Here is a 26,340-nt window from a genome sequence, read left to right as displayed (position 1 = left end):
GTGGCGCGGCGGCCGGCGCGGCGGGCGCGCCCGCGCCCTACGCGAGCCCCTCGAGCGCGTCGGCGAGGCGCTCCGCCGCCCGCGCCTGCTCGAGCCCGCGGGCGCGCTCGCGCATCGCCGCGCGGCGCTCGGGGTCCGCGAGCAACCCCAGCAGCTCGTCGGCGAAATCCGCGTCGTCGATGCGGGCGTCGGGGAACATGACGGCAGCGCCGGCATCGACCAGAAGACGCGCGTTGGTGGTCTGGTGGTCGGCCGTGGCGTGCGGGTAGGGCACGAGGACCGAGGGCACCGCGAGCGCCGCGATCTCGGCGATCGAGGAGGCGCCGGCGCGCGAGAGCACGAGGTCGGCCGCCGCGAGCACGTCGCCCATGTCGTCGATGTAGGGCCGCACGCGGTAGCGCTCGGCCTCGGCGGGCGCGAGCGCGAGGGCGCGCTCGGTGCCGTCGTAGTCGTCGGCGCCGGTCGAGTGGAGCACGTGCACGCCGGAAAGGGCCAGGAGGGCCTCCTTGAGGGAGATCATGCGCTCGTTCAGGTGGTGCGCCCCGAGCGAGCCGCCGAAGGTGACGAGGAGCGTCTCCCCGTCGCGCACGCCGAGCGCGGCACGGCCGCGCACGCGGTCCCCCGCGAGCACGGAGCGGCGCACGGGGTTACCGGTGAACACGATGCGCTCAGGCGCGGCGCCGCGCTGCTCGAAGACCGCCGAGACGCTCGGCTGCGCGACGGCGATGAGCGAGGCGCCCTTGGCGGACTGCTTGTTGGCGAGCCCCGGCACGGAGTTCTGCTCGTGCAGGGCGTACGGGATCCCCAGGTGCGCCGCGGCGCGCACGAGCGGCAGCTCCACGTAGGCGCCGAAGCCGATCGCCACGTCGGGCCTGAGCGCGGCGTCGTCCTCGAAGAGGCGCGTGAGGCGCGCCGCCTCGCGCGAGAGCCTCACCAGGGCCGAGACGAGCGTCCAAGGGCGCGAGCGGTCGAAGCCGGTCACGTCGATCGGCTGGAAGGCGAAGCCCGCCTGCGGCACGAGGGTGCCCTCCAGGCGGCGGGTCTCGCCGTAAAACGTCACCCGGTGCCCGCGCTCGCGGAGCTCCTCGGCGAGCGCCAGGGCCGGATTCACGTGGCCGGCCGTTCCGCCGGCGGCAATGGCGATGTTGAGGCTAGCGGTCATGGCTGTTCCTCCCCCGGTCGCGCCCGCGGCCCCGCCGGTCGCGGGACGGTTCCGTCCCATCATAGTTCGTGCGGACCCCGCGCGAGCGCAGGCGGTCCGCCGGGTCGGCGCCCAGGTCGACCCGCTCCCAGGACCCGCGCCGGCCCGCGTCAGCGCGCGGCGGCCTGTCCGTGCCCTGCGGGCGGCGCCGCTCCCCCGCCCCGCCCGCGGACCTCCTGCCGGACGGGCGGGCCTGCCCCTCGGGGGCGGCGCCGTCCACCACGGAGAAGCCGCGCTGCCGGCCGGTTCCGCGCACCCGGGGCGCGCCCGCGGTGCTGCCCTCGATGGTGCCGGGAGCCGCGTCCGCGACGCCACCCGCCGCGTCCTCGCGCACCACCTGGAAGGCGGCGCGGCGCGCGTCGTGCGAGGTGAGCGGGTTGCTCTCGATCGACACGCGCAGGATGAGGCCCGCGAGGATGAGCATGGCCATCATCGAGGAGCCGCCGTAGGAGATGAACGGCAGCGTCTTGCCCGTCATGGGCGTGACACCCAGGATGCCGAGGATGTTCACCAGGAACTGCGCCATGATCATGAAGGCCGAGCCGTAGGCGACGAGCCTGCCGTGCACCGTGGGCGACTGCGCGGCGATCTTGAAGGCGGCGTAGATCATCATGAGGTAGAGCGCGAAGAAGACGAGCGTGCCCACGAAGCCCAGCTCCTCGCCGATGATGGCGAGGATGTAGTCGTTGTGGGCCTCGGGCAGGTAGTTGTACTTCATCGTGGAGTTGCCGATGCCCCGGCCGAACAGCCCGCCCGAGGCGAAGGCCATGATGGCGAGCGTGGCCTGGTAGCCGTCGCCGTACGGGTCGAGCCACGGGTCGCTCGCCGTGAAGAGGCGCGCCGAGCGGTAGCTCGAGCCCAGCACGAAGATGAGCACCAAAAGCACGCCCGTGACGAAGATGAAGCCGATAAGCGGGTAGGAGAACCCGGCGAAGTAGCACATCGCATAGACGGTCGAGGCGATGATGAGGCAGGTGCCCATGTCGGGCTCGAGGATGATCGCGGCGAGCGGGGCGATGACGCAGACCGCCAGCTGCAGCAGAAACGCCGCCGTGTCGAGCGAGCCCTCCTCGTAGTACTCGTGGAAGATCTTGGCGGCCGTGAGGATGAGCACGGCCTTGGCGAACTCCGAGGGCTGGAACTGGAAACCGGCGATCACGATCCAGCGCGTGGCGCCGCCCACGTTCACGCCCACGAGGAGCACGGCGAGCAGGAGCGCCAGAAAGCCGAGCCAGATGCCCCACATGAGCCCCGAGCGCATGAAGTCGAGCGAGACGCGCGAGGCCGCGAGCATGAGCGCGACGCCCGCCGCCATGAAGGTCGCCTGGCGGCCGAGGTAGTACGTCGAGCTGCCCGTCTCCTTGAGCGCCTCGACCGACGAGGCGGAGTAGACCATGAGCAGGCCGAACGCGAGCAGCGCCGCGAGGCAGCTCAGGAAGACGAGCCGCGGGCGCATGATGCGCGCGGGCACGCCGGCGATGAGCTTCTCGCCGAGGGCCGAGTGCTCGCCCGCGCCGCGGCGCGCGCGCCGGCTCGCTTGCCGCTCGCGCGCGTTCTCTTTGTCCTTCGCCCCGGATCCCGCCCGGGCTTCGCGCTTCGTGGTCGCCATCTACGCCCCCTAGCGCCCGGAGCCGTCGCGCGGCCCGAGGTCGGCCACGAGCTCCTTGAAGCGCCGGCCGCGCTCCTCGAAGCCGGAGAACTCGTCGTAGGACGCGCAAGCCGGCGAGAGCAGGACCACGTCGCCCGCGGCGGCGAGCGAGCGCGCGACCTGCACCGCGTCGGCGAGGTCGCCCGCCTCGGCGATGTCGAGGGCGCCCTGGCCGTCCGCTTCGCGGAAGGCGTCGAGGAAGCGCTGGCGGGCGGCGCCGAAGCACACCACGGCCTTGACCGAGGACGCCGCGACGCGCTGGGCGAAGCCCTCGAGCGGCGTGCCCTTGTCGGACCCGCCCACGAGCAGCACCACGCCCACCTGCGGGAAGGCGGTGAGCGCCTTCTCCACGGCGTCGGTGTTGGTCGCCTTGGAATCGTTCACGTAGCGCACCCCGTCGACGGTCGCGACGGGCTCGATGCGGTGCTCGAGCGGCGCGAAGGAGCGTAAGGCCGCATCGACCCGCGCGGGGTCGGCCCCCACCCAGAGGGCCGCGGCCGCGGCCGCGAGCGCGTTCGTGACGTTGTGGTCGCCGGCGATGCCGAGCTCGCTGACGGGCACGAGCGGGCGCTCCGTGCCGGCGAGGCGCACGGTGAGCACCCCGTCGCGCACGAAGGCGGCATGCTCCGCCCCGGTGTCGGCGAGCGCGAGCTCGAGCACGGCGGCGCCGTGCGAGGCGGCCGCGGGCGCGCACGCCGCGGCCTCGGGGTCGTCCATCGAGACCACGGCGAGGTCGCCCGGAACGAGGTTCGCGAAGATGCGGCGCTTCGCCGCCGCGTAGGCCTCGTGCGTGCGGTGCCAGGCCAGATGGTCGGCGGTGATGTTGAGCAGGACGGCGACGCGCGGGTGCAGCTCGGTCGTCGTCGCGAGCTGGTAGCTCGACAGCTCGGCCGCGAACCACGAGCCAGGAGCCCGGGAGTCGACGGCGGCGATGGGTGCCGTCCCGATGTTTCCCACCGCGCTGCACGGCATCCCGGCGGCGTTGAGCAGGTGGTTCACGAGCGAGGTCGTGGTGGTCTTGCCGTTCGTGCCGGTGATCGCGATCCAGCGCTCCGGCGAGAGGCGCCAGGCGAACTCGGGCTCGCCCATGATCTCGGTCGCATGGGCCGCCGCCGAGGCGAAGAAATCCGAGAACTCCGAGATGCCGGGGCTCGCCACGCAGACATCGTAGGCGCCCGCGACCTCCTCGGTCGAGAAGACGAAGCGCACGCCGGCGCGCGCGAGCTCGCGGGTGGCGTCGGTCTCCTTCGAGGAGGCGCCGCCGTAGACGGTGACGGAGCTCACGCGCCCGCCCAGGTGGGCCGAAGCCCATCGGGCGACGGCGAGACCGGTCCCGCCCTGGCCGAGCACGAGCAGGCTGAACGTTTGAGGCAGAGGCATCGCGGTCACTATCCCAGCTGGAAGGCGAGGGCGAGCCCGAGCGCGCCGAAGGCGGCCGCCACGATCCAGAAGCGGATGACGACCTTCGTCTCGGCCCAGCCCATCTTCTCGAAATGATGGTGGATGGGGGCCATGAGGAAGACGCGCTTCCCCGTGGCCTTGAAGCTCACGACCTGGATCATCACCGAGAGGGCCTCGATGATGAAAAGCCCGCCCACGATGAGCGAGACCACCTCGGTGCCGGTCATGATGGCCATGCACGCGAAGCCCGCGCCCAGGGCGAGCGACCCCGTGTCGCCCATGAAGATGCTCGCGGGGTAGCAGTTGAACCACAGAAAGCCGAGGCACGCGCCCGCACAGGCGGCGGAGAACACCGCGAGGTTGGCGTCGCCCGAGATGAAGGCGAAGGCGGCCATGATGAGCATGGCGATCATCGAGGTGCCGCCGGCCAGGCCGTCCAGGCCGTCGGTGAGGTTCACCGCGTTGGAGAGACCCGCGATGAGCAGCCACGTGAAGGCGACGTAGAGCCACGGGATGCTGAACGCCCCGGCGCCCTCGCCGAGCGTCGTGGTGAGGATGCCGAGGTCGATGGAGAGCCCGCCCGGGAAACGCACCAGGGGGTCGACGCCGCACCAGTTGACGGCGAGCAGGCAGAACGTCACGCAGATGACGGTCAGACCGATCATCTTGGCGTGCGGCGTGAGGCCGAGCGAGCGCCCGTGCGAGACGGAGGTCGCGTCGTCGATGAGGCCGAGCAGCCCCGTCGCGATGGTGGCGCCCAGCACGAGCGCGATCTCGGTGGTGAAGCGCGCCATGATGAGCGTCGTCGCGAGCACGGAGACGAGGATGACCACGCCGCCCATGGTGGGCGTGCCCTGCTTCACGAGGTGCCGCTCGGGGCCGTCGGCGCGGACCTGCTGGCCGATGCCCTCGAACCGGAGCAGCCGGATCCACAGCGGCATGAGCGCCATCGCCACGACCGCGGCGATGCCGAGCGCCAGAAACGTCTGGTAGGTCGGGTACGCGGGATTGCCGAGCATCTAGCACACCTCCTCGACGAAGCGGTCGAGGCCCACGAAGCGCGAGCCCTTGACCAGCACCGTATCATCTGCCGTAAGGTCGCCCGCGATGAGGCGCGCGACCTCCTCCGCCGAGCTCGCGAGCAGCGTCACGTCCTCGTCGAGCCCCATGAGGCGGGCGGCCGCGAGCATCTCCTCGGCGCCGGGGCCGCCCACGCAGACGAGGAGGTCCGGCTTCTTGGCGGCGGCGTAGGCACCCACGAGCCCGTGCAGACGCGCGGACTCGCCCCCCAGCTCGCCGATCTCGCCCAGAACGGCGATGCGCCGGCCGCGGGCCGGCAGCATGCACATGAGGTCGAGCGCGGCGGCCGTGGACTCGGGGCTCGCGTTGTACGAGTCGTCGATGATGCGCGCCCCGCACCGCGCGCGGCGGATCTCCTGGCGCCGCCCCGTGATGGCGAGCGCGCGGAACGCCTGGTCGATATCCTCCGCGCTCGCGCCCAGGCGGGCGGCGACGGCGGCCGCGAGCACGGCGTTCGCCACGGACTGGCGGCCCGTGATGGAGAGCATGGTGTCGATCGAGGTGCCGTCCTCGAGCTTGAGCGCGAAGTGCGGACGGCCCTCGTCGTCGAGCTCGACGGCGCTGGCGCGCACGGCGTCGAGCTCCTCGAAGCCGGCCAGAAGCACCTCGACGCCCGCCGGGCGGGCGAAGGTGTCGGCGATGAACGGCGTGAAGGCGTCCTCGCCGGTGAGCACCAGAAGCGGCGCCGCGCCCGGCTCCCCCGCCGTCGCACCCTGGGGCACGGGCACCATGCCGTCCACGATCTCGGCCTTGGCGCGCGCGATGTTCTCGCGGCTGCCGAGCATGCCGATATGCGAGGTGCCCACCTTGGTGATGACGGCGAGCGACGGCTCGGCGCAGCGCGTGAGCCGCTCGATCTCGCCGCGGGAGTTCATGCCCATCTCGAGCACGAGCACCTCGGTGCCGCGCGGGGCCGCGAGGATGGTGAGCGGCATGCCGATGAGGTTGTTGAAGTTGCCGCCGGTCACGTGCACGCGGAAGCGGCGCGCGAGCACGCCGGCGAGGATGTCCTTCGTGGTGGTCTTGCCGATGGAGCCGGTGATGCCCACCACGGTGCAGCCGAGGATGCGCCGCCAGCGGTGCGCGAGCGCGAGGAGGAACCCCTCGGCGTCATCGACCGTGAAAACCGCGCAGCCGCGCTCCACCGCGAGCTCGAGCTCGCGGGCGGTAGGCTCGCGCGTGAGCGCCACGGCCGCGGCGCCGGCCTCGATCGCCTGCGCGGCGAAGTCGTTGCCGTCAACGCGCTCGCCGGGAAACGCGACGAAGAGCGCCCCCTCGCCGGCCTCGCGCGAATCGATAACGCAGCGCGTGCACACGCGCTCGGGGTCGCCGGCGCGAAGCTCGGCGCCGGTCGCCTCCCGGATCTCTCTGACAGCAAGCTCCACGGTGCCGTCCCCTCGTATATACGGGGCCGAAGCTCATCCGGCCCGACGTCTCCATCGTGCGCCCGCACCCGGGCGCCCCCGGCACCGCCATGCGGTACCAGCAGGTTATTGTAGCGTAGGCGCACGCGCCCGGCGGGCGGGGCGGCCAATCGCACAAGGTGTGCAACTGGAGCTCCAGGGCCGGCCGGTGAGCCTAGCGCGTGCGCTCCACGCCCAGGATCGAGAGCGCCTGCCCCATCACCGCGGCGAAGGGCGGCGCCGCCTGGCCGCCGCCGGAGCCCGCCGTACCGTCGAGCGTCACGTAGACGAGGACCTTCGGGTCGCTCGCCGGCGCGAAGCCCATGAAGGAGGCCATGAAGTTGTTCTCCTGGTAGCCGCCCTCCTCGCTCGCGCGCTCCGCCGTGCCGGTCTTGCCCGCGACGTCGTAGCCGGGCACCTGGCCGCCCGAGCCGGTGCCCTCGTCCACGACCGTCACCATCATCGACGTCACGGCCTCGGCGGCCTCGGGGCTGATGGTCTCGACGTCGCCGTCGCTCCAGTCGACCTCCTCGCCGTGGTGCGACTTGAGGAAGTGCGGCGTGTGCGCCACCCCGCCGCCGGCGATGCTCGCCACGGCGCGGGCGACCTCGATGGGCGAGACGGCGATGCCCTGGCCGAACGACATCGAGCCCAGAGTCGAGCCGTCGTACTCGCTGCGCTCGCGCACGATGCCCGTCGACTCGCCCGGGAAGTCGATGCCCGACTCGTGCCCGATCCCATAGGTGTCGAGGTACTCGGCGAAGGCGTCGGCCCCGATCTGCTCGCCCAAAAGGACCATGCCGGTGTTGGACGAGCGGCGCATGATCTCGCGGACCGTCATGGTCATGCCGTAGTCGCGCTTGTCGACGTCGGTCACCCAGTCGTCGCCCACCTTGACGCGGGCGGGGACCTCGAAGGTCGAGTCGGGCGTGAAGGCGCCCATGTCGATGCCCATGCCCGTGACGAGGGCCTTGAACACCGAGCCGGGCTCGTAGGCGTCGGTCACGACGCGCAGGTTCATGTCCGCAGCCTCGGTGTTCGCGAGGTCGGTCTGGTCGTAGGTGGGGTTCGAGCAGGCGGCGAAGATCTCGCCGGTCTGGGGGTCCATCACGAGGATCGAGCCGTAGTTGGCTCCCGACGACTGGACCGCCTCGGCAAGCGCCTTCTCGGCGGCGGACTGGATGTTCACGTCGAGCGCGAGCACCAGGTCCTCGCCGTCCTCGGCGTTCACCTTCTCGTAGGCGCCGCCGGCGATGTAGGAGCCGTCGCGGGCGCGCTCGCGCACGATCGAGCCGTTCACACCCTGGAGCTGCTCGTCGTAGTAGCTCTCCAGGCCCGAGACACCCTCGTTGTCGATGTTCACCACGCCCAGCACCTGCGAGGCGAGGTTGCCGTAGGGGTAGACGCGCTTCATGGTCTGCTCGAACTCGATGCCGGCGATCTCGCGGTCGGCGAGGGCGTCGGCGATGTCCTGGTCGACCTGGCGCTTGATGTAGGCGAACGTGGTGTCGCGGCCGACCTTCTCGCGGCACTCCTCCTCGTCGACGCCGAGGAGCTCCACGAGAGCGGAGACCGCCTCGTCCTCGTCATCGATGAGCTGCGGGTTCACGTAGACGTTCTGGCACTCCACACTCGAGGTGAGCACGTTGCCGTTACGGTCGTAGATGGTGCCGCGCTTGGCGAAGAGTGTCTGGTTGGAGACGCGGCGCTGGTCGGCGCGGTCGCGGTAGGTCCCCGCGTTCACCACCTGGTAGTCGATGAGCTTGCCCACGCCGAGGGCCACACAGAACCCGAAGGCGCCCATCACGACGTTGCGCCGTGGGATGCGCTCGCGGTCGAGGTCGCTGTGGAGCAGGTCGACCTGGGGGCGGCCGCCGCGCGGCGGGCGCGGGGGCCTGCCGCCGCCGGACGAGCCCGACCCCGCGCGGCCACCGCGGCCGGAGGCCGAGCCGCGGCGCTCGCCGCCCGCAGCCGGGCGACCGCCGCGGGCGGAGCGACGCGATGCCGGCCCGCGGCCCGCGGAACCCGAACCGCGGCGGCTCGAGGACGAACCGCCGCGGGAATCGTATCCATATCGGTTAGCTGACATAGGTGCCTGATCTGATCGGTAGCCTACTGGGCCGCGACGGGCGCGGGAGCGTCCGCCTCGGCTGCCGCCGCATTGAGCGCGTCGCCCTCCGTCGCAGCGGCGTCGGGCTCACTCAGATCGAGCGTGACCGAGCCCTCGGGCTCGACCATGCCGAGCGTGCCCATCGCGAGGTCGCGGATGCGCGTGTCGGCGCCGTAGACCGAGTTCATCACCTCGAGGCTCGAGCTGTCGTCGCGCGCGGCCTCGAGCGACGAGGAGACCTCGGCGTTCGCGTTCAGGTACGAGGCGGTGGCGCCTGCGATGGTAACACGGGCGATACCGATGGTGAAAACGAGCGCGACGAGCACACAGAAGACCTTCACGACATGGGTGAAGACCGGGCTCACCAGCTGGTTGGCCTCGCGACCCTCGCCGGTGTAGACGTCGAGGTGCGGGCGGCCCTGCGGGGCGCGGGCCGGCGCGGCGGTGCGGGCGCGCTCGGGAGCGGCCGCGGCGTCGAAGGCGTATGCGAGATTGGAATCATAGCGTGCCATGGTGCTCGGCCTCCCATCCCAAATCGATCGTCGGTTCGTTTGCAGTGCGTTTCTAGCGATACGGGTGGGATCTTCGAAGCCCTCGCGTCACGAGCGTTGACGGATGCCCTCCGTCCGCTCGGCCACGCGGATCTTCGCCGACCTCGCCCGCGGGTTGCGCTCCACCTCTTCGGCGGATGCAACGAGCGGTTTACGGGTGATGACCTTGAGTATCGGCACGTTCCCGCACACGCACACCGGGATCTCCGGCGGGCAGGTGCAGCCCTGGCTCAGCTCCTGGAAGAGCCGCTTCACGATGCGGTCCTCAAGCGAGTGGTACGAGATGACGCAGATGCGCCCTCCCGGGTTGAGCCACCGCACCGCCGCCTCGAGGCCGCGCTCGAGCACCTCGAGCTCGTGGTTCACCTCGATGCGGATGGCCTGGAAGCTCTTGCGCGCGGGATGGTGGCCTGCGCGCCTGCGGGCCGCGGCCGGGATGGCCGCCTTGATGGCCTCGACGAGCTCGCCGGTGGTCTCGATCGGGCGCGTCTCGCGACGCCGCACGATCTCGCGGGCGATCTGCGGGGCGAACTTCTCCTCCCCGTAGATGCTGAGGATCCGGGTCAGGTCTGCTGTGTTGTAGGTGTTGATGACCTGAGCTGCGTTTAGGGGGTTGTTCCCCGGATCCATCCGCATATCGAGCGGGGCGTCCTCGTGATACGAGAAGCCCCTTCCTGGGATATCGAGTTGCGGGCTCGAAACGCCAAGATCGAAGAGGATGCCGTCGACGCCGGGCACCTCGGCCCGGCAGAGGAGCTCGTCCAAGTCCCCGAAGTTGCCCTTCAGGAGCTTGTGCGGCGTACCCGGCGCCTCGCGGTCGAGCCGCTCGGTGGCCGCGGCGAGTGCCATGTCATCCTGATCGATCCCGATCAGCAGGCCGTCCTCGCCGATCGCGCGGGCCATCTCGACCGAGTGGCCGGCGCCGCCGAGCGTGCAGTCGCACACGACGGACCCGCTCTCCAGCTGAAGCGCTGTGAGCACTTCCCGGAGCATGACAGGTTCATGCCGATATTCTGGTGTCAACGTTCCCGTTGCCATGCACGCACCCTCCCAGGACCGTTAGTTGAAGAAGTCCGCGAGCGCGCTCTTCACGGAGGCCTTGCGGGCCTCGTGCGTCGCGCGATCCCAGATCACCAGGCGGTCGTCGTTGCCCACAACGGTCACCTCGCGGTCGAGATGGGCCTCTCCCCGGACCGACTCGGGAAGGCTGATACGGGCGGCGGAGTCTATTTCAAGTGTGGTTGCCGCACCGTTAAGAGCCTCCTTGACCAGTCGATGCTGCTCGTTCGTGGGGTTGTAGCCACCCTTTGACTCGAACACCGACATGAGCCAGTCGCGGAACGTGTCCTCGGTGAACACGTACACGGCGTCGATCTCCTTCTCAGGAGCGGCGAGGACGCGCACCTGGTCCCCAAGCTGCTTACGGAAGGCAGGCGGCAGAGACAGACGACCCTTCGCATCGAGATTGCGATCGTAGGTACCTGTCAGATACACCGCTTGCACCCCCTTAGGCTTACTCGTGGGCAGATGCGGGAGCCACCCCGCCGTCGACGCTTTCAATAATATGGGTTGACTCCCCCTTTCGCAACACTTTCTCCCACTCTCTCCCCCAACGGTACCCCAGCGCCCCTCGACGGGCCCGCGGGCACCCCGCCTCCACCCAAGGCGGAACACAAGATGTTGGGTTCGCGGTACGAAAGAGCCCCCACCGGTCGATGGGGGCTCGGTGAACCTAACCTTCAAGTTTTACTTGAACCGATTTTCGCAGACGGCCGAAGGAATTGTGTCGAAACGGAGAAGCCGCAGGTGGCCGGTGGCCTGGGGAGACGGCGCGAGCAAGGTGCGCGGGTGGGCGCGTATGCGCGCGGCTGCGGTCGAGATGGCGCTCGGCGCCCCGTCACGCGCGCGGGTGGGCGGCAAGGTACACCTCGCGCAGCTGCGTGCGGTCGAGGTGCGTGTAGACCTGCGTGGTCGAGATGTCGGCATGGCCCAAGATCTCCTGCAGGACGCGCAGGTCGGCGCCGCCGGCGAGCATGTGGGTCGCGAACGAGTGGCGCAGCGTGTGCGGGTGCAGCCCCTCGATGCCCACGGCGCGGCCGTAGCGCTCGCAAAGCGCGTGCACCGACTGGCGCGAGAGCCGCCCGCCGTTCTTGTTGAGAAAGACCGCCGAGGTCGCCTGGCCCGATCGGGCGTGGCGCGCGAGCTCGTCGCGCGGCCCGTCGAGATAGCCCATGAGCGCCGCGCGCGCGGTGCCCAGGATGGGGACGAGCCGCTCCTTGGACCCCTTGCCCACCACGCGCATGAACTCCTCGTCGAGGTAGAGGTCGCGCAGGTCGAGACCTGAAAGCTCGTTCACGCGCAGGCCGCACCCGTAGAGCACCTCCAGGATGGCACGGTCGCGCGCGGCCGCGGCGGTATCGGGGAACGGCTGCTCGAGCAGGGCGCGGGCCTCGTCGATCGTGAGGAAGTCGGGCAGGTGCTCCTCCTTCTTGGGCAGGCGGAGCGCCGCGGTGGGATGCGCTGTCGTGAGCCCCTCGCGCAGCATGAAGGCGTGGAGGCCCTTGATGGCGGAAAGCGCGCGCTCGACCGAGGCGTCCGCGTAGCCGGCATCGCGGCGCGCGACGACGAACGCGTCGATGTCGGCGCGCGCGACGCGGTCGGGGTCGGTGACGTCCCGCTCGGCGAGGAAGCCGGTATAGGCGGAGAGGTCGCGCCGGTAGCCCTCGACCGTGTTGCGCGCGAGGTTGCGCTCGACGGCGAGAAACGCCAGGTACTCCCTCACCGCGCGCTCGAGCGCCGTGGGCGCGGCGCCGGGGCGCGCGGCGCCGTTGCGGGCGGGCGCGGCCACGGCCCTAGCCCTCGGCGGAATTCCTGGGCGTGACCTCGAGGCGGTCGACGCCCTCGTGGCGGCCGATGGCGGCACGGGTGAACTCGCGGAAGAGCGGCGCCGGCTTGGTGGGACGGCTCTTGAACTCGGGGTGCGCCTGCGTGGCCACGAACCAGGGGTGCACGTCCGCCGGCAGCTCGACCATCTCGACGAGCGACTCATCCGGCGAGAGCCCCGAGATCACGAGGCCGGCGCGCTCGAGCTCGTCGCGGAACGCGTTGTTGAACTCGTAGCGGTGGCGATGGCGCTCGTAGACGAGCTCCTCGCCGTACGCCTCGCGCGCGAGCGAGCCCGCGGCGAGCTTGCAGGGGTAGGCGCCGAGGCGCATGGTGCCGCCCTTCTCGGTCACGTCCTCCTGGGCGCTCATGAGGTCGATGACCGGATGCGGGCACTCGGGCTCGAACTCGGTGGAGTCGGCGTCGGCGAGGCCGGCCACGTGGCGCGCGAACTCGCAGACCGCGACCTGCATGCCCAGGCAGAGGCCGAGATAGGGGATCTTGTGCTCGCGGGCGTAGCGCGCCGCGCAGATCTTGCCCTCGAGGCCGCGCACGCCGAAGCCGCCCGGCACCACGATGCCCGCCGCGTCGCCGAGCACCTCGTCGCAGGCCTCCCAGGTGAGCGCCTCGCCGTCGATGAGCTGGACGTCGATGTGGCGGTCGAACGCGATGCCCGCGTGCCGGATAGCCTCGATGACCGAGAGGTAGGCGTCGGGCAGCTGGGTGTACTTGCCCACCACGGCCACCTTCACCGCGTCGGCATGATGGTTGGCGTGGTCCTTCTTCTCGAGGAAGCGGTACCAGTCCGCCATGTCGCGCTCATGCGGCTCGAGCCCAAGGCGCTCGCAGACACGCAGGTCGAAGTCCTGGTCGGCGAGCATGCGCGGCACGTCGTAGATGCTCGCGCAGTCCTCGTTCGTGAAGACGCAGTCCACATCCACGTCGCAGAAGCTCGCGATCTTCGCACGGATGGCGTCGTCGATCTCGTGATCGCTGCGCAGGACGATGATGTCGGGCTGGATGCCGAAGCTGCGGAGCTCCTTCACCGAGTGCTGCGTGGGCTTGGTCTTGACCTCGTGCGCCGCGGCGATGTAGGGCACGAGCGACACGTGGATGAAGCAGACGTTCTCGGCCCCGGCGTCCTTGCGGTACTGACGGATCGCCTCGAGGAACGCCTGGCTCTCGATGTCGCCGATGGTGCCGCCGAGCTCGGTAATCACGACGTCGGAGCCCGTCTGCTCCTCGATGCGGCGGAACTTGTCCTTGATGGCGTTCGTCACGTGCGGGATCACCTGGACGGTGCCGCCCAAAAAGTCGCCGCGACGCTCGCGCGCGATCAGGTTCTTGTAGATGGCGCCGGTGGTGAAGTTCGAGTCGCGCGTGAGGTTCTCGTCGATGAAGCGCTCGTAATGGCCGAGGTCGAGGTCGCTCTCGTAGCCGTCCTCCGTCACGAACACCTCGCCGTGCTGGAACGGGCTCATGGTGCCCGGGTCGACGTTGAGATACGGGTCGGCCTTCTGCATGGTCACCTTGTAGCCGCGGCTCTTGAGGAGCCTGCCGAGCGAGGCCGCGGTGATGCCCTTGCCGAGGGACGAGACGACGCCGCCGGTCACGAAGATATGCTTGGTCATTATGTTGTACCTGCGCTTCCCGTATCAGAACCTGTGGTCTTTACGGGCCTTCATGGTATCACTCGGGCACCGCGCCGGCGCGGTCGAGCCCGGCGAATTCACGCAACGGAAACGGTAGGGGCGGCGCTTGGAAAGGCATGGGGCGTGCGGACGCCATTCCGATCCGGCCAGCGTGATGTTCAAGCAGGAATACTGTGGGTCATTCGCGGCAAGCCCCCGCCACACCCGTTCCCCATCGAGAAAACAGCTGGATAGCCGTCTGGCAATGCCCCGTGACACCCGCCTCGCACGAGTAACCCACAGTATTCTTGTCTGAACTTCCCCGGCTGCCGCCGAAGACGCCGGTTGCCGGCCTGTGGACATGGGTTTTTTAAATTAGATATATAAAAATCGATGTGGGGCGCGCCTCAAGCGAGACGACGCCCCGATGCAGGACGACACGGGGCGACGGATCGCGCGTCAACACCGGCTTTCCCCTCGGTTTCCCAACTCGGCCGTCTTGGCGGTGGGTAGATCGGAAAACAGCCGGTACACCGCGATTCCCTTGCGACGAAAGCCCAGATAAACGGTTCCTGACGCAAAGCGCTACCCTACCGTTCCGAAAACAACCACCGCCAAGACGATCGAATGTCGGAACGGCGGCCCGAGCACCCTGAGAGCCGTCTACCCGAGGCGCACGGTGCGCGTCGCGATGCGCCGCACGAGCGCGGGGCTGTGCGACACGATGACGAGGCCCATCGCGCGCTCATCGGCGAGCGCGAGCACCTCGCGCCAGAGCGAGGCCTGCGTGACGGCATCGAGCATGGCCGTCATCTCGTCGCAGATGAGGTAGCGTGGCCGGGCGAGCAGCGCGCGCACGACGCAGAGCCTCATGAGCTCGCCGCCCGAGAGCTCGTGCGGGAAGCGGTCGAGCCACGCCTCGCGCACGCCAAACCGCTCGAGAAGACCTGTCGAGCGGATTCGGTCGAGCTCGGGGCGGCGGAGCGCGGGCGAGTCGTTCCCGGTCGTATGAGGGAGCCCTTCCGAAACGCTCACGTCGAGGCGCGCGAGCGGGTCGAACGCCTGCTCGGGGTGCTGCCAGATCAGCTGGACCGGACGCGGAGACGCAGGCGGGTGGCGGAAGAGGCCGCCACGTGCGAGAAGGGGCGCGCCGTCGACGGTGACCGTACCGGCCTGCGGACGGAGGTACCCGGCGAGCAGACGGCAGAGTGTGGTCTTGCCCGTGCCCGAGGGCGCCGCGAGGGCGACGCACTCGCCCGGCTCGACCATGAGCGACAGGCCATCCAGCACCGAGCGGCCGCTCGGATAGGAAAACGAGATGCTATCGGCGACGAGGCCCATCGGGGCACCTCCCATCGTCCGCGCCCGCGTCTGCGCCGGCGGCGAAATCGTGTTCCGGCATCGCATGCCAGAGCGCCCGCGAGAACGGGTGGCGCAGCAGCTCCGGCGCCGCGAAGCTCGCGCACGAGGTCTCCTCCACCACGGTGCCGTCCTTGAAGACCGCGACGCGGTCGGCCACGGTGAGCGCGAGCTCGAGGTCGTGCGTGATGAGCAGCACGCCGCCGCCCGAGCGCGCGAAGGTCCTGAGGTCGTCGAGGGCGCGCACCGCGAGCTCGAGGTCGAGCCCGGGCGTGGGCTCATCCGCCACGATGAGGCGGGGCTCGTCCATGAGTGCGCACATGAGGAGCACGCGGCGGGCCATGCCGCCCGAGAGCTCATGCGGGTAGAGCCGCTCGACCTCGGGCGCAAGACCGTAGCGTGCGAAGAGCTCCCGCATGCGCTCCGCGCGCTCGCGGCGCCGCGCTCCCGAGCAGGCCCCGACGACCTGTTCCCCCACCCTCATGAGCGGGTCCAGGTGCGTCACGCTCTGCGGCACGAGCGAGATCCCGTGTCCGCGCAGACGCGCCAGGTCGTGGGCGCCGACACGCCGCCCATCGAAGAAGATCGAGCCCTCCACGCGGGCGTTCGGCTCATAGAGCCCCAGGATAGCGTCGGCAAGAAGCGTCTTTCCCGAGCCGCTCGCGCCCACCACGGCGAGGACCTCGCCCTCGTGCACCGAGACCGAGAGGTCGCGGATGACGGGCAGCTCGACCTTCTTCGCGGAGAAGAAGGGGGCGGCGGGGTCGTACATGGTGAAGGACACGCCCAGGTGCTCGACCGTGAGCAGATGGTGCCCGGCCGCATGGCGCGAGCCGTCCGCATGGGTATGGTGGTGGTGCAGCTCGGTGTCGCGGTGCGCGGCTGCGGGCGCCTCCGGCGAAGCCGTCTCCGGCTCGAGGCGATCGCGCATCATGCCTGCGCCCCCTCGGGATCGACGAGGCGGCGCAAGAGCGCTCCGGCGCGGTCGAAGAGCAGCACGCACGCGAGCAGCGCCAAGCCGGGGAACACCGCGAGCCACCAGGCGCCGGTCGTGAGGTAGCCCATGGCCTCCGAGAGGATCACGCCGATCGCGGGCTGCTCGGGCGGGAGGCCGAAGCCCAGGAAGGTGATGGACGCCTCGTGCAGGACCGCGTGCGGGAAGAGGAGCACGAGCCCCACCAGGTACTGCGGCAGCACATGGGGGATGACGTGCGCCGCCACCAGCCGCGCGCGCGAGACGCCGAGCGCCGTCGAGCAGGCGAAGAACGGCTGCGCGCGCACCTGGAGGATCTCGGCGCGCAGGACGCGCGCGAGGCTCGGCCAGTGCGTGACGGCGATGCCCACGAGCACGCCCGCCGTGCCGCGCCCGAGCGCGTAGCTGATGAGGATGAGCAACACCAGGTGCGGGATGCCCATCACGAGGTCGATGAGCCACTCGACCGCGGCGTCGACGCGCGGGCCGCCGAGCGCCGCCGCGGTCTCGAGCGCGAGCGCGATGACCGAGGATGCCGCGGCTGCGAGCAGCCCCACCCCGATCGAGGTCGAGAGCCCCGCGAGCGTGCGCGCGAGCATGTCGCGGCCCATCCAATCCGTCCCGAAGGGGTGCGCGGAGCTGGGGGCGAGGTTGCGCGCGGCGAAGTCCACCGCCGCGGCGCGGTCCTGCGAGAGGGCGCCTGCGACGGCGATCGCCGCGAGCGCGGCGGCGACGGCGGCGAACATGAGCAGAAGCGCCCGCCTGCCGCTCAGGCGGCCCGATGCGGCCGGTACGTGGAACACGGTGCGGGCGCCCGGGGCGGCGTCCGGCATCGGTGCCGTGGTTGCGGGCACGTCCGCGCGCGCGTCACTCGACATGGGCCACCTCCCCCTTGAGGCGCGGGTCGACCGCGCCGTAGAGGGCGTTCGCGAGCGCGTTTCCCGCGAACACGAGGGCGGCCGAGGCGAGCGCGAGCCCGACCAGCAGCGGCGCGTCGCCGCCGAGGCCCGCCGTCACCGCGGCCTGTCCCAGCCCGGGATACGAGAAGACCTGCTCCACCAGGATCGAGCCGCCGAAGATCTCGCTGATCTGCGCGCACTGGAGCGTGAGCGCCGGGATGATGAGGTTGCGCACGCCGTGCCGCAGCACGATGGAGCGCGCCGACTCCCCGCGCGAGCGCGCGAAGCGCACGTAGTCGCTCGCCATGACCTCGCGGGTCTTCTCGCGGGTGTGGAGCGCCACGTTGGCGACGCCGGTGAGCGAGAGCACGAGCGCCGGCAACACGATGTGGTGCAGGCGCACGGCGAGCGGGACCGCGCCGGAAGACCCGATGGGGACCGAAAAGCCCAGGGGGAACCAGCCCAGGTAGACGGAGAAGACCATGAGCGCGACCAGGGCCAGCCAGAACGTGGGCGTGGCCGAAAGCAGGTAGCAGTAGCCGCGCACCGCGCGATCGAGCAGGCTTCCCGGCCGCGCGCCGGAGGCGACGCCGAGCGCGGTGCCGAGCAGTCCGGCGACAAGCCAGCTCGCGGCGAGCAGCACCACGGAGCTCGTGAAGCGCTCCGCCACCACGGCGACGACCGGCTCGTTGTAGCGCAGGCTCTCGCCCAGGTCGCCGCGGACGGCATCGGCGAGCCACGCCGCGTAGCGCTCGAGCACCGGGGTGCCCGCGTCCCAGCGCTCGGCGAGCTGCGCGCGGCGCTCGGGCGACATCGTGGCGTAGGCGACCTGGCCCACGTTCGCCTGGACGGGGTCGATGGGCGAGTTGCCCACCAGCCAGAACGTGACGAAGCTCACAGCGAGCATGAGCAGGGCGAAGCGCGCGGCGAGGCGCACCGCGAAGGGCAGGCGGCGCGGGGCATCCTGCCCGCCGGCGCGGCGCGCGCCGCGGCCGTCAGGGGACGCGCCCGCGCGCCCCGTAGCATGGGGATCCCTGACAGGCACCGGCTACCAGCTCCAACGGTCGACGTTGTTCACGAGCGACCAGCCGTGCCCGTGCGGATGGGGCTTCTGCTCCGCGACGGAGAGTCCCGCGCGCTTGAAGTAGAGGTGGTCGACGTTGGCGATCCAGGCCCAGGTGGCCGCGCCCTTGGGGGCGAAGCCGTCCGCCCCGTCCCACGCGGCGAGCCGCCAATGCCCATAGGACTCCTCGACCTCGGGCTGCGCGAGCGCCTCGTCGAGGTGCGCGTCGATGGCGGCGCTCTCGTAGCAGGCGTAGTTGCCCCAGCCCGTGGAGTAGTTCAAGGCGTAGACCTCGATGGGCGAGTTGGAGCCCCAACCCCAGAGCACCGGCTGGGCGTACTGGTTGGGGTAGATCTCGTCCCAGCTGCCGCCGCGCGGGCTCGCCTCGATGCCCAGCTCCGCGAGCTGGGAGGCGAGCTCGTTCGCCATGGCCTGGCGCACGGAGTCGTCCGACGCGTACCAGATGTCGAAGGCGGCGCGCACGCCGTCGCGCACGCGGATGCCGTCCTCCCCCGGCGCCCAGCCCGCCTCGTCGAGGAGGGCGCGGGCGGCATCGGGATCGTAGGCGACCTGCATGTCCTCGCTCGACCACGGCATGTCGTCGCCCACGCTGTAGGCGACCTTGCCATAGCCCGAAAGCACGTGCTCGATCACCTGCTCGCGGTCGATGCCCTGGTTGATGGCGCGGCGCACGGCGATGTCGCAGGTGACGTCGTTGCCGGTGGGGTACGCCATGTCGCCCTCGACCGTCTTGGTCCCGCCGGCAGGAAGGGTCGGCAGCGAGATGCCGCGCGAGTCGACCGTCGCGTACGACACGAGCTCGTAGCCCTCGAAGCTCTGGCTCGCGTGCGTGGCGTAGGTGTAGGCGATGTCGACCTCGCCCGCGGCGACCGCGGCGAGCGCGGCGTCCTCGTCCATGAACACCACGACCACACGCTCCATGAGGGGCGCCTCGCCGTAGTAGCCCGGGTTGGCGCGAAAGATCGCCTGCTGGCCGCGGTCCCAGCGCTCGAGCAGGTAGCGGCCGGAGCCGATGGGGTTTTGGCCGTAGCCCTCCCCATAGGCGTGTTCGGGCACGATGCCGAGCACCGCGAGCGTGTAGAGCAGCGCGTTGTACGGCTTGTTGAGGTGGAGCTCGACCGTGTACTCGCCCGTGGCCACCGCCTCGTCCACCATGGAGAGGTCCGCCTCCGCGACGTCGCTCGCGACGATCGAGTTCACCGTGAACGCCACGTCAGAGGCGGTGAGCGGCTCGCCGTCGCTGAAGGCCGCATCGTCGCGCAGGGCGAAGGTCCAGGTGAGGCCGTCCTCTGAGCAGCCGTACTCCGTGGCGAGGTCGCAGACGAACTCCAGGTTCTCGTCGGTGGTGATGAGGGTGGACTGGATGAGGGGCTCGTGCACGTGCTCGCCGCAGCCCCATGCGATGAGCGGGTCGAAGCCCGCCGCGGGCTCGCTGCCCGTGTTCATCGCGACGATGACCTGCACGGCAGCGTCCCCGGCGGCGGAACCGGCATCCGCGCCGGCGTCGTCCCCCGAACAGGCGGCCTGCGTGCCCGCCGCCGCGAGCGCCGCCGCCCCCGCAAGCGAGACGAACCCGCGGCGCGTGAGCCCGGTCGTGCGATTCCCGTCGAAAGCGGCCATGGCGCGTCCTTTCATGGAAACGGGGCGCATGCCCCGTCATCATAAGTGTTACGAAAGTAACCATTCGTGTTACCGTGACCATCTTAGCATAGACCGGTCGGCATCGGATGCGGGAAGCGGGCGGATGGGGCCCGGCGCCGGCCCGCCGCGAGAAACGGCGCCCGCGGCCTTAGTCGAGCCTCAAGAACGCGAGCAGCTCGGCGCGGTCGTTCGCCACCACGCCGTCGACCACGCCGTCGAGCGCGCGCTGGAGCAGGACCCCGATGCGCGGGCCCGGCTTCACGCCGGCGGCTATGAGGTCGCGCCCGCCGAGCGCGAGCGTCTGCAGGCTGTACGCCTCGTGGTTGGCGAGAAGCTCGCGCACCATCTCGCGCATGCGCTCGATCTCGTCCACGTAGTAGAAGCAGAACGGTGCCTTGCCGAGCGTGTCGGCGCGCTTGATGTCGAAGAGCTCGTTCACGAGCCGCACGGTATTGAGCCCCTCGCCCGCGAAGAGGCCGAGCAGACGCAGCAGGTCGGTGCGCTCGGTGCGGAGCGGCCGGTCGTGGTGGCGGATGATGAGGCAGGCGTCGCGCGTGAGCTCCGTCGAGCAGGAGAGGCGGCGCATGATGGCCTCGGCCGTGCGCGCGCCCCGTTCGGGGTGGCCGTAGAAGTGCCCGTTGCCCCGGTCGTCCAAGGTGAAGCACTCGGGCTTGGCGATGTCGTGCAGAAGCGCCGCCCACATGAGCGATGCCGAGGGCGGGCGGTCGGGGTCCCCCCCGTCGATGCGCGCCCGGGCGAGCTCGCCGGCGACCGTGAGCACGCGCGCGATGTGATCGTAGACGTCAAAGGCATGGTAGCGGCTGTGCTGGTCGAAGCCGCGGCAGGCCGCGAGCTCGGGGATCGCCGCGCACATGAGCTCGGGGTAGCGGATGAGGGCGTCGCCGCCGTGCCCGGTGGCGAGGATGCCGTCGAGCTCCCAGCCCACGCGCTCGCGGGCGACGGCGTCGAGCAGCGGCGCGCAGTCGGCCAGCGCCCGCGCCGTGGCCGGGTCCATGGCGAAGTCGAGCCGGCAGGCGAACCGCACGGCGCGCAGCATCCTGAGCGCGTCCTCCTCGAAGCGCCGGCGCGGCTCCCCCACCGCGCGGATGACGCCGTGCGCGAGGTCCCCTTCGCCGTCGTAGCGGTCGAGCAGCCCGCGCTCGGGGTGCCAGGCCATGGCGTTCACGGTGAAGTCGCGCCGGGCCAGGTCGTCCTCGACGCAGGTGGCACGCGTGACCTCCTCGGGGTGGCGGCCGTCGGTGTAGAAGCCATCGAGGCGGTACGTGGTGACCTCGATGCGCTCGCCGTCGCAAACGGCGGTGATGCCGCCGAAGCGCGTACCCGACTCGATCACGCGGATGCCCGCGGCCTCGAGCGCGCGGTCGTTCTCCTCCCAGGCGCCCGCGCAGCAGATGTCGACGTCGTGGCACGGGGCGCCGCGCAGGGCGTCGCGCACCCAGCCGCCGACGACCCAGGCCTCGAGGCCCGCGGCCTCGAGCGAGCGCAGCACGCGGAGCGCCGGCGCGGGCAGCACGGTCCCGTTGAGCGCGGGGGCACCGACGCGCGGTGCGGCCGCGGACGCGGCATCGCGCGGATCGCTCGTCATGTCATGCCCCCTCTCTCGGACCTGTCGGTGACATCAGTATAGCGTGCCGCACGCGGACGGCGGCCAGGCGCGGCACAAGGAACCGCCCCCGCGCGCGGGCGCGGAGGCGGTCGGGATGGCTATGGGGCCGAGGCACCGGGGGCGCGGGGGCGCCTGTGCCCACCGGGCGCGGGGCGCCCCGCACGCGGGCCTAGCGCGCGAGCTTGCGCACAGTCACGCGCTTGCTGTACTCGTCGACATGGCCGAAGTCGCCCAAACCGACGCTCTCGGCGACGTTCGCGCCCGTCGCCATGGCGAGCTTGAGCGCGTCCGCGACGTTGTCGCGGTCGTGGTACCACTTGTAGAGGAACGCCGCGAGGGTGCAGTCGCCGGCGCAGACGGAGGACACGAGCTTGATGTTGAAGTCGCGCTTGGCATACCAGATATCCTCGCCGTTGGAGAAGTAGGCGCTGCCGCGGCTGCCCATGGTGAGCAGCACGTTCTGCACGCCGGCCTCGTGCGCGAGCGCGAGCGCGCGGCGGGCGTCGTCGTCCGTGTCGATCTGCACGCCGAAGATCTCGCGCATCTCGTGGTGGTTGGGCTTGATGAGCAGCGGGTGCTTGGCGCAGAGCGTCTTGAGCTTGTCGCTCGAGAGGTCGAGCACCACGTCGGCGCCGCGCGCCTGGGCGTGGTCGACGACCTTGTCGAGGAAGTCCTTCGACGCCTTGGGCGGGAGCGAACCGGACACGACGAGGCACTCGAGGTCGCCGGTGTTGTCCAGGATGTTCAGGAGCTCCTGCTCGCCCTGCGGGGTCAGCACGGGGCCGGGGTTGAGCACGCCGTACTCGTTCTCGCCATCGTTGAAGTAGCCGCAGATGCGCGTGATGCCGTCGATCCAGACCGGGCGGCACAGGCACCCCATGTTCATGGTCTCATCGACGACGTACTTGCCGGTGAAGCCGGCGAAGAACCCGAGCGCGACCGAGTCGACGCCGAACTTCTTCAGGGCGAAGGACACGTCGAGGCCCTTGCCGTTCGCGGTGTAGCTGGCGGAATACGAGCGCACGTTCTCGTTGGGGACGAGCGTGGGGCACTGGACCGTCATGTCGACGGCCGGGTTGGCGGTAAGGGTGTAGAACATAGGCTGCCACCTTCCTTTCGCACGAAGCTGCATGGCGCAAGCATAGTCGCGCCATGCAGCGGATGCAAGCTATGGCCCATCGGGCCTTACGGAGCCTTTACCGAGGCACTCCCCTAGCGGGCGGCCTTCTGGAGCGCGGCCTTGACCTCTTCGGCGGTCTTGAGCTGCATGACCTCGGCCTCGAGGGCGTCGGCGTCGGCCTTCGACCACTGGGAGATGGTCTTGCGGGTACGCAGGATGCTCGGCGCGGAGACCGAGAACTCCTCCATGCCCCAGCTGAGCAGCAGCGGCGTGAGCAGCGGGTCGGCCGCGGCCTCGCCGCACATACCCACCATGATGCCGGCCTTGACGCCATTGGTGATGATGTTCTTGATGGCGCGCAGCACCGCCGGGTAGTACCAGCTGTAGAGATAGGAGACCTTGTCGTTGCCGCGGTCGGAGGCCATGGTGTAGCCCGTGAGGTCGTTGGTGCCGATGGAGAAGAACGCAGCCTCCTCGGCGAGCAGGTCGGCGATGTTGGCGGCGGCTGCCGTCTCCATCATGACGCCGACCTCGATGTTCTCGTCGAACTTGCGGCCCTCGCAGCGCAGCTCCTCCTTGCACTCCTCGACGAGCGCCTTGACCTGGCGGACCTCCTCGACGCAGGTGACGAGCGGGATCATGATCTTGATGTCGCCGAAGGCGCTCGCGCGCAGCAGGGCGCGGAGCTGGACCTTGTACTCGTCGGAGTTGTCGAGGCAGTAGCGCACGGCGCGGTAGCCCATGAAGGGGTTGTCCTCCTTCTGGAGCTTGAGGTACGGAATCTCCTTGTCGCCGCCCACGTCGAGCGTGCGGATGATGACCGGCGCGCCCTTGAGCGTCACGGCCGCCTTGCGGTAGGCCTCGAACTGCTCGTCCTCGGTCGGGAGCTCCTTGGCGTCCATGAACAGGAACTCGGAGCGGAAAAGCCCGATGGCCTCGGCGTCGTGGTCGATGGCGCCCTTGGCGTCCTCGGGGTTGCCGATGTTGCAGGCGAGCACCTTCTTGTCGCCGTCGGCCGTGACCGTGGGCTTGCCGCGGAAGGCCTCGAGCGCGTGCTTCTCCTCCGCGAAGGCGGCGGCGCGGGCCTGGTAGTCGGCGAGGGTGGCCTCATCAGGCTCGGCGAGCACGTGGCCGTTGATGCCGTCGACGACGACGGTCATGCCGTTGTGCAGGGCGCCGCAGGCGTTGGCGACCGAGAGGACCGCAGGGATCTCGAGCGCGCGGGCGATGATGGCGGAGTGGGAGGTGCGGCCGCCGACCTCGGTCACGATGCCGGCCACGTTCTCCTTGTCGATGGTGGCGGTCATGGACGGGGTGAGGTCGTGCACCACGATGATGCTGCCGGCGGGCAGCGCGGACAGGTCGACCACGTCGCGGCCGAGCAGCTCGGCCAGGATGCCGGTGCGGATGTCGGCGATGTCGGCCGCGCGCAGGCGGAACATCTCGTCGTCCATGCTCAGGAACATGTTCTCGAACATGGTGGACGTCTCGACGAGCGCCTGCTCGGCGCAGGTGCCGCCGTCGATGGCGGCGTTGATGCCGTCCACGAGACCGGGGTCCTGAGCGAGCATGATGTGGCCGCTCATGATCTCGGCCTCGTTCTCACCCACGGTGACCTTCATGCGCTCGGCCTGGGCCTCGGTCTTCTTGCAGAAGACGTCGAGCGCGGCCTGGTAGCGCGCCTTCTCGGCCGCGGCATCCTCGACCGCATGCGGCTCGAAGGACAGATCGGGCTCGACGGCCAGGACGACCGAGCCGATGCCGATGCCCTCGGATGCGTTGACTCCCTCGTACATGTGCAGTTCCTCTCTCCGTGCAACCCGGGTCCCTATACCCGGGAACAGAAAAGCGCAGGCACCATGCAGGCACCTGCGCTCTCCACACAAACTTAGATGCTCGCTATGCGAGACATGGCAGGTGGTCTACTCGCCGAGACCGCTCTTGATGAGGTCGATGGCGGTGGTGAGGGCGTCGGCCTCGTCAGCGCCGTCGCAGCGGATCTCGACCTCGGTGCCGCAGGGGATGCCGGCGGCCATGAGGGCCATGGGGCTCTTGCCGTTGACCTCCTTCTCGGGGGTGACGACGGTCACGTCGCAGGCGAACTTGCCCATGGTGGAGGCGAAGAGGCCCGCAGGACGCATGTGAAGACCCTGGGGGTTGACGAGGGTGACCTTCTCAGAAACCATAGCTGTCTCCTTTTTTGCATTGTCCCGGTTCGGACGGCGCCCGCCGGGCCACAATAAACGACTCTCATAGTTTAACGCATGCCGCCGCCCTTGGGACTAAAGATTTGCGAGCGGTATGCACGGGGCGGGCTGAACGAGCCGAACGGGTCACATCCCCTGCACGCGCTTGAGGAAGGCATCGAATCGCGGAACGGTGAAATCGATCTCCCCTCTTCCCGTAGCGTAGATGAGACCCTTGTTGATGAGCTTGCCGCGGAAGGGGCTGATGGCCGTGACCTTGCGCCCCATCGCCTTCGCGACGTTGGCGATCGTGCACGGCAGCTCGCCGCACGATGCCATAGCCTGCAGGAACTCCTGCTCGCGCGCCGTGCAGCGGTTGTACCTCACGAGGAAGAACCCCTTGTCGAGCCTCTTGTTGGTCTCTTCGATGTTGGCGGCGACGTTGTCTGCGGTGATGCGCCGCCCGTCGCAGCGCTCCCAAATCGTCGCGCACATCTCCTGGATGAAATACGGATACCCGGCGGTCTCCTGGACGATGAGCTCGACCGCGTCCTCGTCATACGCCACGCCGAACGGCTTGGCCGGCTCGACGATCGCCTCGGCGGCAGCGCTCGCGCTCAGCGAGTCGACCTCGATGAACTCGAAGAGGCGCTCGGAATACGACTTGACATCGCCCGCATCTTTGAGGATCCGCGGCAAGCCGGCACAGAAGAAGATGATGGGGAGGTTGAGCTGGCTCGTGCGATGGAGGGCCGTCATGACCGCCTCCAGCTCCTCTTTGCGAGCGTACTGGACTTCGTCGACGCAGAAGCAGATGGTCTTCCCACATTGCCGCGCGCATTTCCCGAGCTCCACAAACAGCTGGGTCAAGTCGTTCGACAGATCACCGGTTCCAGCCGTCGCCGTGGTGAGGGCGGCGTCTTTGAGACCGAGCGATAGCGTGTTGTCTGCAGGATTCCAAGTAGCGCTGAACGATTTGGCAACCGATGCGAGCCTGTTGAGCCAGCTCTTCGCAGCCTGGAATGCGCTCAGGCTCACCACGAAGGCGTTCGATGCGCTCGCTAACGTTTTGGTGAGATCGCCGTCCTCCTTGACCTCGATATGGCGGCAAAGGACCTCGAGTTTATCGGCCTCCTCCTCGACCGCGTTGAGAAGGACTGTCTTCCCCACCCCGCGCAGGCCGTAGTAGATGACAGATCGCGCCTGGTAACCCTCAGAAACAGCCTGGAGGCGCTGTCGGGCGCTATCGACGAGGTCACTGCGTCCGGCTAAGTACCGTGGCATGACGCCCGCACCTGGCGTATATGGGTTGCGGAAATCGATCATTGCATCTCCAATCGCATTCTTGAAAATAAATCGTTATAAAGTATTATAATTGTTCGCAGTAATTAGACAACCTCGCGATTAGCTTTCGTAGGTTGATTTCCGATCCCAACCGAACACATTGAGCTGACGGCACGCTCCCGCAGTTAACCGAACGCCCCCGAGGTCCTATCCGGGCCCCGGGGGCGGCATTTTCCCAGTTGAAGGAATGGTGGAGATG

Annotated in this window: 21 protein-coding genes; all 21 read right to left on the bottom strand. The window is 69.7% G+C overall.

What is annotated here, in order from left to right; all coding sequences use genetic code 11:
- Window positions 1–37 precede the first annotated feature (37 nt).
- Window positions 38–1,162 carry an undecaprenyldiphospho-muramoylpentapeptide beta-N-acetylglucosaminyltransferase gene (gene murG / locus FS885_RS06890; protein WP_144744329.1) on the bottom strand — a complete coding sequence of 375 codons (1,125 nt, stop codon included), beginning with the start codon at window positions 1,160–1,162 and terminating at the stop codon, window positions 38–40.
- Entirely contained in the window at window positions 1,152–2,810 is a 1,659-nt protein-coding gene (gene ftsW, locus FS885_RS06885) for a putative lipid II flippase FtsW (protein WP_144744328.1), read from the bottom strand. The genes murG and ftsW overlap by 11 nt, the downstream gene beginning before the upstream one ends.
- Window positions 2,811–2,819: 9 nt before the next feature.
- Window positions 2,820–4,229, bottom strand: a complete 1,410-nt coding sequence (gene murD, locus FS885_RS06880; RefSeq protein WP_144744327.1) for a UDP-N-acetylmuramoyl-L-alanine--D-glutamate ligase — start codon at window positions 4,227–4,229, stop codon at window positions 2,820–2,822.
- A gap of 8 nt (window positions 4,230–4,237) precedes the next feature.
- Window positions 4,238–5,269: a phospho-N-acetylmuramoyl-pentapeptide-transferase gene (gene mraY / locus FS885_RS06875; RefSeq protein WP_144744326.1), complete on the bottom strand. Its 1,032-nt coding sequence runs from the start codon at window positions 5,267–5,269 to the stop codon at window positions 4,238–4,240.
- Complete coding sequence (locus FS885_RS06870) at window positions 5,270–6,715, bottom strand: UDP-N-acetylmuramoyl-tripeptide--D-alanyl-D-alanine ligase (protein ID WP_144744325.1); 1,446 nt, start codon at window positions 6,713–6,715, stop codon at window positions 5,270–5,272.
- Between the two features lie 193 nt (window positions 6,716–6,908).
- On the bottom strand, window positions 6,909–8,822 hold the full coding sequence (locus FS885_RS06865; protein WP_342777742.1) for a peptidoglycan D,D-transpeptidase FtsI family protein: 1,914 nt from the start codon (window positions 8,820–8,822) through the stop codon (window positions 6,909–6,911).
- 23 nt (window positions 8,823–8,845) lie between these two features.
- Complete coding sequence (locus FS885_RS06860) at window positions 8,846–9,355, bottom strand: cell division protein FtsL (protein WP_246060839.1); 510 nt, start codon at window positions 9,353–9,355, stop codon at window positions 8,846–8,848.
- Between the two features lie 87 nt (window positions 9,356–9,442).
- The gene (gene rsmH, locus FS885_RS06855) at window positions 9,443–10,432 is read right to left on the bottom strand and encodes a 16S rRNA (cytosine(1402)-N(4))-methyltransferase RsmH (protein WP_144744324.1); all 990 of its coding nucleotides are present in this window, start codon (window positions 10,430–10,432) and stop codon (window positions 9,443–9,445) included.
- Window positions 10,433–10,453: 21 nt separating this feature from the next.
- Window positions 10,454–10,888, bottom strand: a complete 435-nt coding sequence (locus FS885_RS06850) for a division/cell wall cluster transcriptional repressor MraZ (RefSeq protein ID WP_144744323.1) — start codon at window positions 10,886–10,888, stop codon at window positions 10,454–10,456.
- 403 nt (window positions 10,889–11,291) lie between these two features.
- Window positions 11,292–12,242, bottom strand: coding sequence for a tyrosine recombinase (locus tag FS885_RS06845; RefSeq protein ID WP_144744322.1), 951 nt, complete (start codon window positions 12,240–12,242; stop codon window positions 11,292–11,294).
- Window positions 12,243–12,246: 4 nt separating this feature from the next.
- Window positions 12,247–13,908 carry a CTP synthase gene (locus FS885_RS06840; protein ID WP_144744321.1) on the bottom strand — a complete coding sequence of 554 codons (1,662 nt, stop codon included), beginning with the start codon at window positions 13,906–13,908 and terminating at the stop codon, window positions 12,247–12,249.
- 663 nt (window positions 13,909–14,571) lie between these two features.
- On the bottom strand, window positions 14,572–15,249 hold the full coding sequence (locus tag FS885_RS06835; protein WP_144744320.1) for an ABC transporter ATP-binding protein: 678 nt from the start codon (window positions 15,247–15,249) through the stop codon (window positions 14,572–14,574).
- A complete protein-coding gene (locus FS885_RS06830; RefSeq protein ID WP_186365808.1) occupies window positions 15,230–16,201 on the bottom strand; it encodes an ATP-binding cassette domain-containing protein in 972 nt (323 codons plus the stop codon). The genes FS885_RS06835 and FS885_RS06830 overlap by 20 nt, the downstream gene beginning before the upstream one ends.
- Window positions 16,198–17,118, bottom strand: coding sequence for an ABC transporter permease (locus FS885_RS06825; RefSeq protein ID WP_144744319.1), 921 nt, complete (start codon window positions 17,116–17,118; stop codon window positions 16,198–16,200). The genes FS885_RS06830 and FS885_RS06825 overlap by 4 nt, the downstream gene beginning before the upstream one ends.
- Complete coding sequence (locus tag FS885_RS06820; RefSeq protein WP_246060837.1) at window positions 17,108–18,184, bottom strand: ABC transporter permease; 1,077 nt, start codon at window positions 18,182–18,184, stop codon at window positions 17,108–17,110. The genes FS885_RS06825 and FS885_RS06820 overlap by 11 nt, the downstream gene beginning before the upstream one ends.
- A gap of 3 nt (window positions 18,185–18,187) precedes the next feature.
- Window positions 18,188–19,843 carry an ABC transporter substrate-binding protein gene (locus FS885_RS06815; protein ID WP_144744318.1) on the bottom strand — a complete coding sequence of 552 codons (1,656 nt, stop codon included), beginning with the start codon at window positions 19,841–19,843 and terminating at the stop codon, window positions 18,188–18,190.
- Between the two features lie 169 nt (window positions 19,844–20,012).
- On the bottom strand, window positions 20,013–21,470 hold the full coding sequence (locus FS885_RS06810; RefSeq protein ID WP_144744317.1) for a CCA tRNA nucleotidyltransferase: 1,458 nt from the start codon (window positions 21,468–21,470) through the stop codon (window positions 20,013–20,015).
- Between the two features lie 190 nt (window positions 21,471–21,660).
- Window positions 21,661–22,590, bottom strand: coding sequence for a 1-phosphofructokinase family hexose kinase (locus tag FS885_RS06805; RefSeq protein ID WP_144744316.1), 930 nt, complete (start codon window positions 22,588–22,590; stop codon window positions 21,661–21,663).
- A 113-nt stretch (window positions 22,591–22,703) separates the two neighbouring features.
- On the bottom strand, window positions 22,704–24,407 hold the full coding sequence (ptsP, locus tag FS885_RS06800; protein WP_144744315.1) for a phosphoenolpyruvate--protein phosphotransferase: 1,704 nt from the start codon (window positions 24,405–24,407) through the stop codon (window positions 22,704–22,706).
- 126 nt (window positions 24,408–24,533) lie between these two features.
- The gene (locus FS885_RS06795; protein WP_102372266.1) at window positions 24,534–24,797 is read right to left on the bottom strand and encodes an HPr family phosphocarrier protein; all 264 of its coding nucleotides are present in this window, start codon (window positions 24,795–24,797) and stop codon (window positions 24,534–24,536) included.
- 147 nt (window positions 24,798–24,944) lie between these two features.
- The gene (locus tag FS885_RS06790) at window positions 24,945–26,081 is read right to left on the bottom strand and encodes an AAA family ATPase (protein WP_186365807.1); all 1,137 of its coding nucleotides are present in this window, start codon (window positions 26,079–26,081) and stop codon (window positions 24,945–24,947) included.
- Window positions 26,082–26,340: the final 259 nt, after the last annotated feature.

The sequence above is a fragment of the Enorma burkinafasonensis genome (assembly GCF_902150035.1).
GTDB lineage: Bacteria > Actinomycetota > Coriobacteriia > Coriobacteriales > Coriobacteriaceae > Enorma > Enorma burkinafasonensis.
Note: the sequence above shows the minus strand (reverse complement) of the source record. Positions and strands in the feature narration are given on the sequence as shown.

What these genes read in the sequence shown, in the direction of transcription:
- FS885_RS06860 (WP_246060839.1), bottom strand. Translation starts at nt 9,355, where the DNA reads ATGGCACGCTATGATTCCAATCTCGCATACGCCTTCGACGCCGCGGCC.
- FS885_RS06825 (WP_144744319.1), bottom strand. Translation starts at nt 17,118, where the DNA reads ATGTCGAGTGACGCGCGCGCGGACGTGCCCGCAACCACGGCACCGATG.
- FS885_RS06815 (WP_144744318.1), bottom strand. Translation starts at nt 19,843, where the DNA reads ATGGCCGCTTTCGACGGGAATCGCACGACCGGGCTCACGCGCCGCGGG.
- FS885_RS06795 (WP_102372266.1), bottom strand. Translation starts at nt 24,797, where the DNA reads ATGGTTTCTGAGAAGGTCACCCTCGTCAACCCCCAGGGTCTTCACATG.
- FS885_RS06810 (WP_144744317.1), bottom strand. Translation starts at nt 21,470, where the DNA reads ATGACGAGCGATCCGCGCGATGCCGCGTCCGCGGCCGCACCGCGCGTC.
- ptsP (WP_144744315.1), bottom strand. Translation starts at nt 24,407, where the DNA reads ATGTACGAGGGAGTCAACGCATCCGAGGGCATCGGCATCGGCTCGGTC.
- murG (WP_144744329.1), bottom strand. Translation starts at nt 1,162, where the DNA reads ATGACCGCTAGCCTCAACATCGCCATTGCCGCCGGCGGAACGGCCGGC.
- FS885_RS06830 (WP_186365808.1), bottom strand. Translation starts at nt 16,201, where the DNA reads ATGATGCGCGATCGCCTCGAGCCGGAGACGGCTTCGCCGGAGGCGCCC.
- FS885_RS06840 (WP_144744321.1), bottom strand. Translation starts at nt 13,908, where the DNA reads ATGACCAAGCATATCTTCGTGACCGGCGGCGTCGTCTCGTCCCTCGGC.
- FS885_RS06790 (WP_186365807.1), bottom strand. Translation starts at nt 26,081, where the DNA reads ATGCCACGGTACTTAGCCGGACGCAGTGACCTCGTCGATAGCGCCCGA.
- rsmH (WP_144744324.1), bottom strand. Translation starts at nt 10,432, where the DNA reads ATGGCAACGGGAACGTTGACACCAGAATATCGGCATGAACCTGTCATG.
- mraY (WP_144744326.1), bottom strand. Translation starts at nt 5,269, where the DNA reads ATGCTCGGCAATCCCGCGTACCCGACCTACCAGACGTTTCTGGCGCTC.
- FS885_RS06865 (WP_342777742.1), bottom strand. Translation starts at nt 8,822, where the DNA reads ATGTCAGCTAACCGATATGGATACGATTCCCGCGGCGGTTCGTCCTCG.
- murD (WP_144744327.1), bottom strand. Translation starts at nt 4,229, where the DNA reads ATGCCTCTGCCTCAAACGTTCAGCCTGCTCGTGCTCGGCCAGGGCGGG.
- ftsW (WP_144744328.1), bottom strand. Translation starts at nt 2,810, where the DNA reads ATGGCGACCACGAAGCGCGAAGCCCGGGCGGGATCCGGGGCGAAGGAC.
- FS885_RS06805 (WP_144744316.1), bottom strand. Translation starts at nt 22,590, where the DNA reads ATGTTCTACACCCTTACCGCCAACCCGGCCGTCGACATGACGGTCCAG.
- FS885_RS06835 (WP_144744320.1), bottom strand. Translation starts at nt 15,249, where the DNA reads ATGGGCCTCGTCGCCGATAGCATCTCGTTTTCCTATCCGAGCGGCCGC.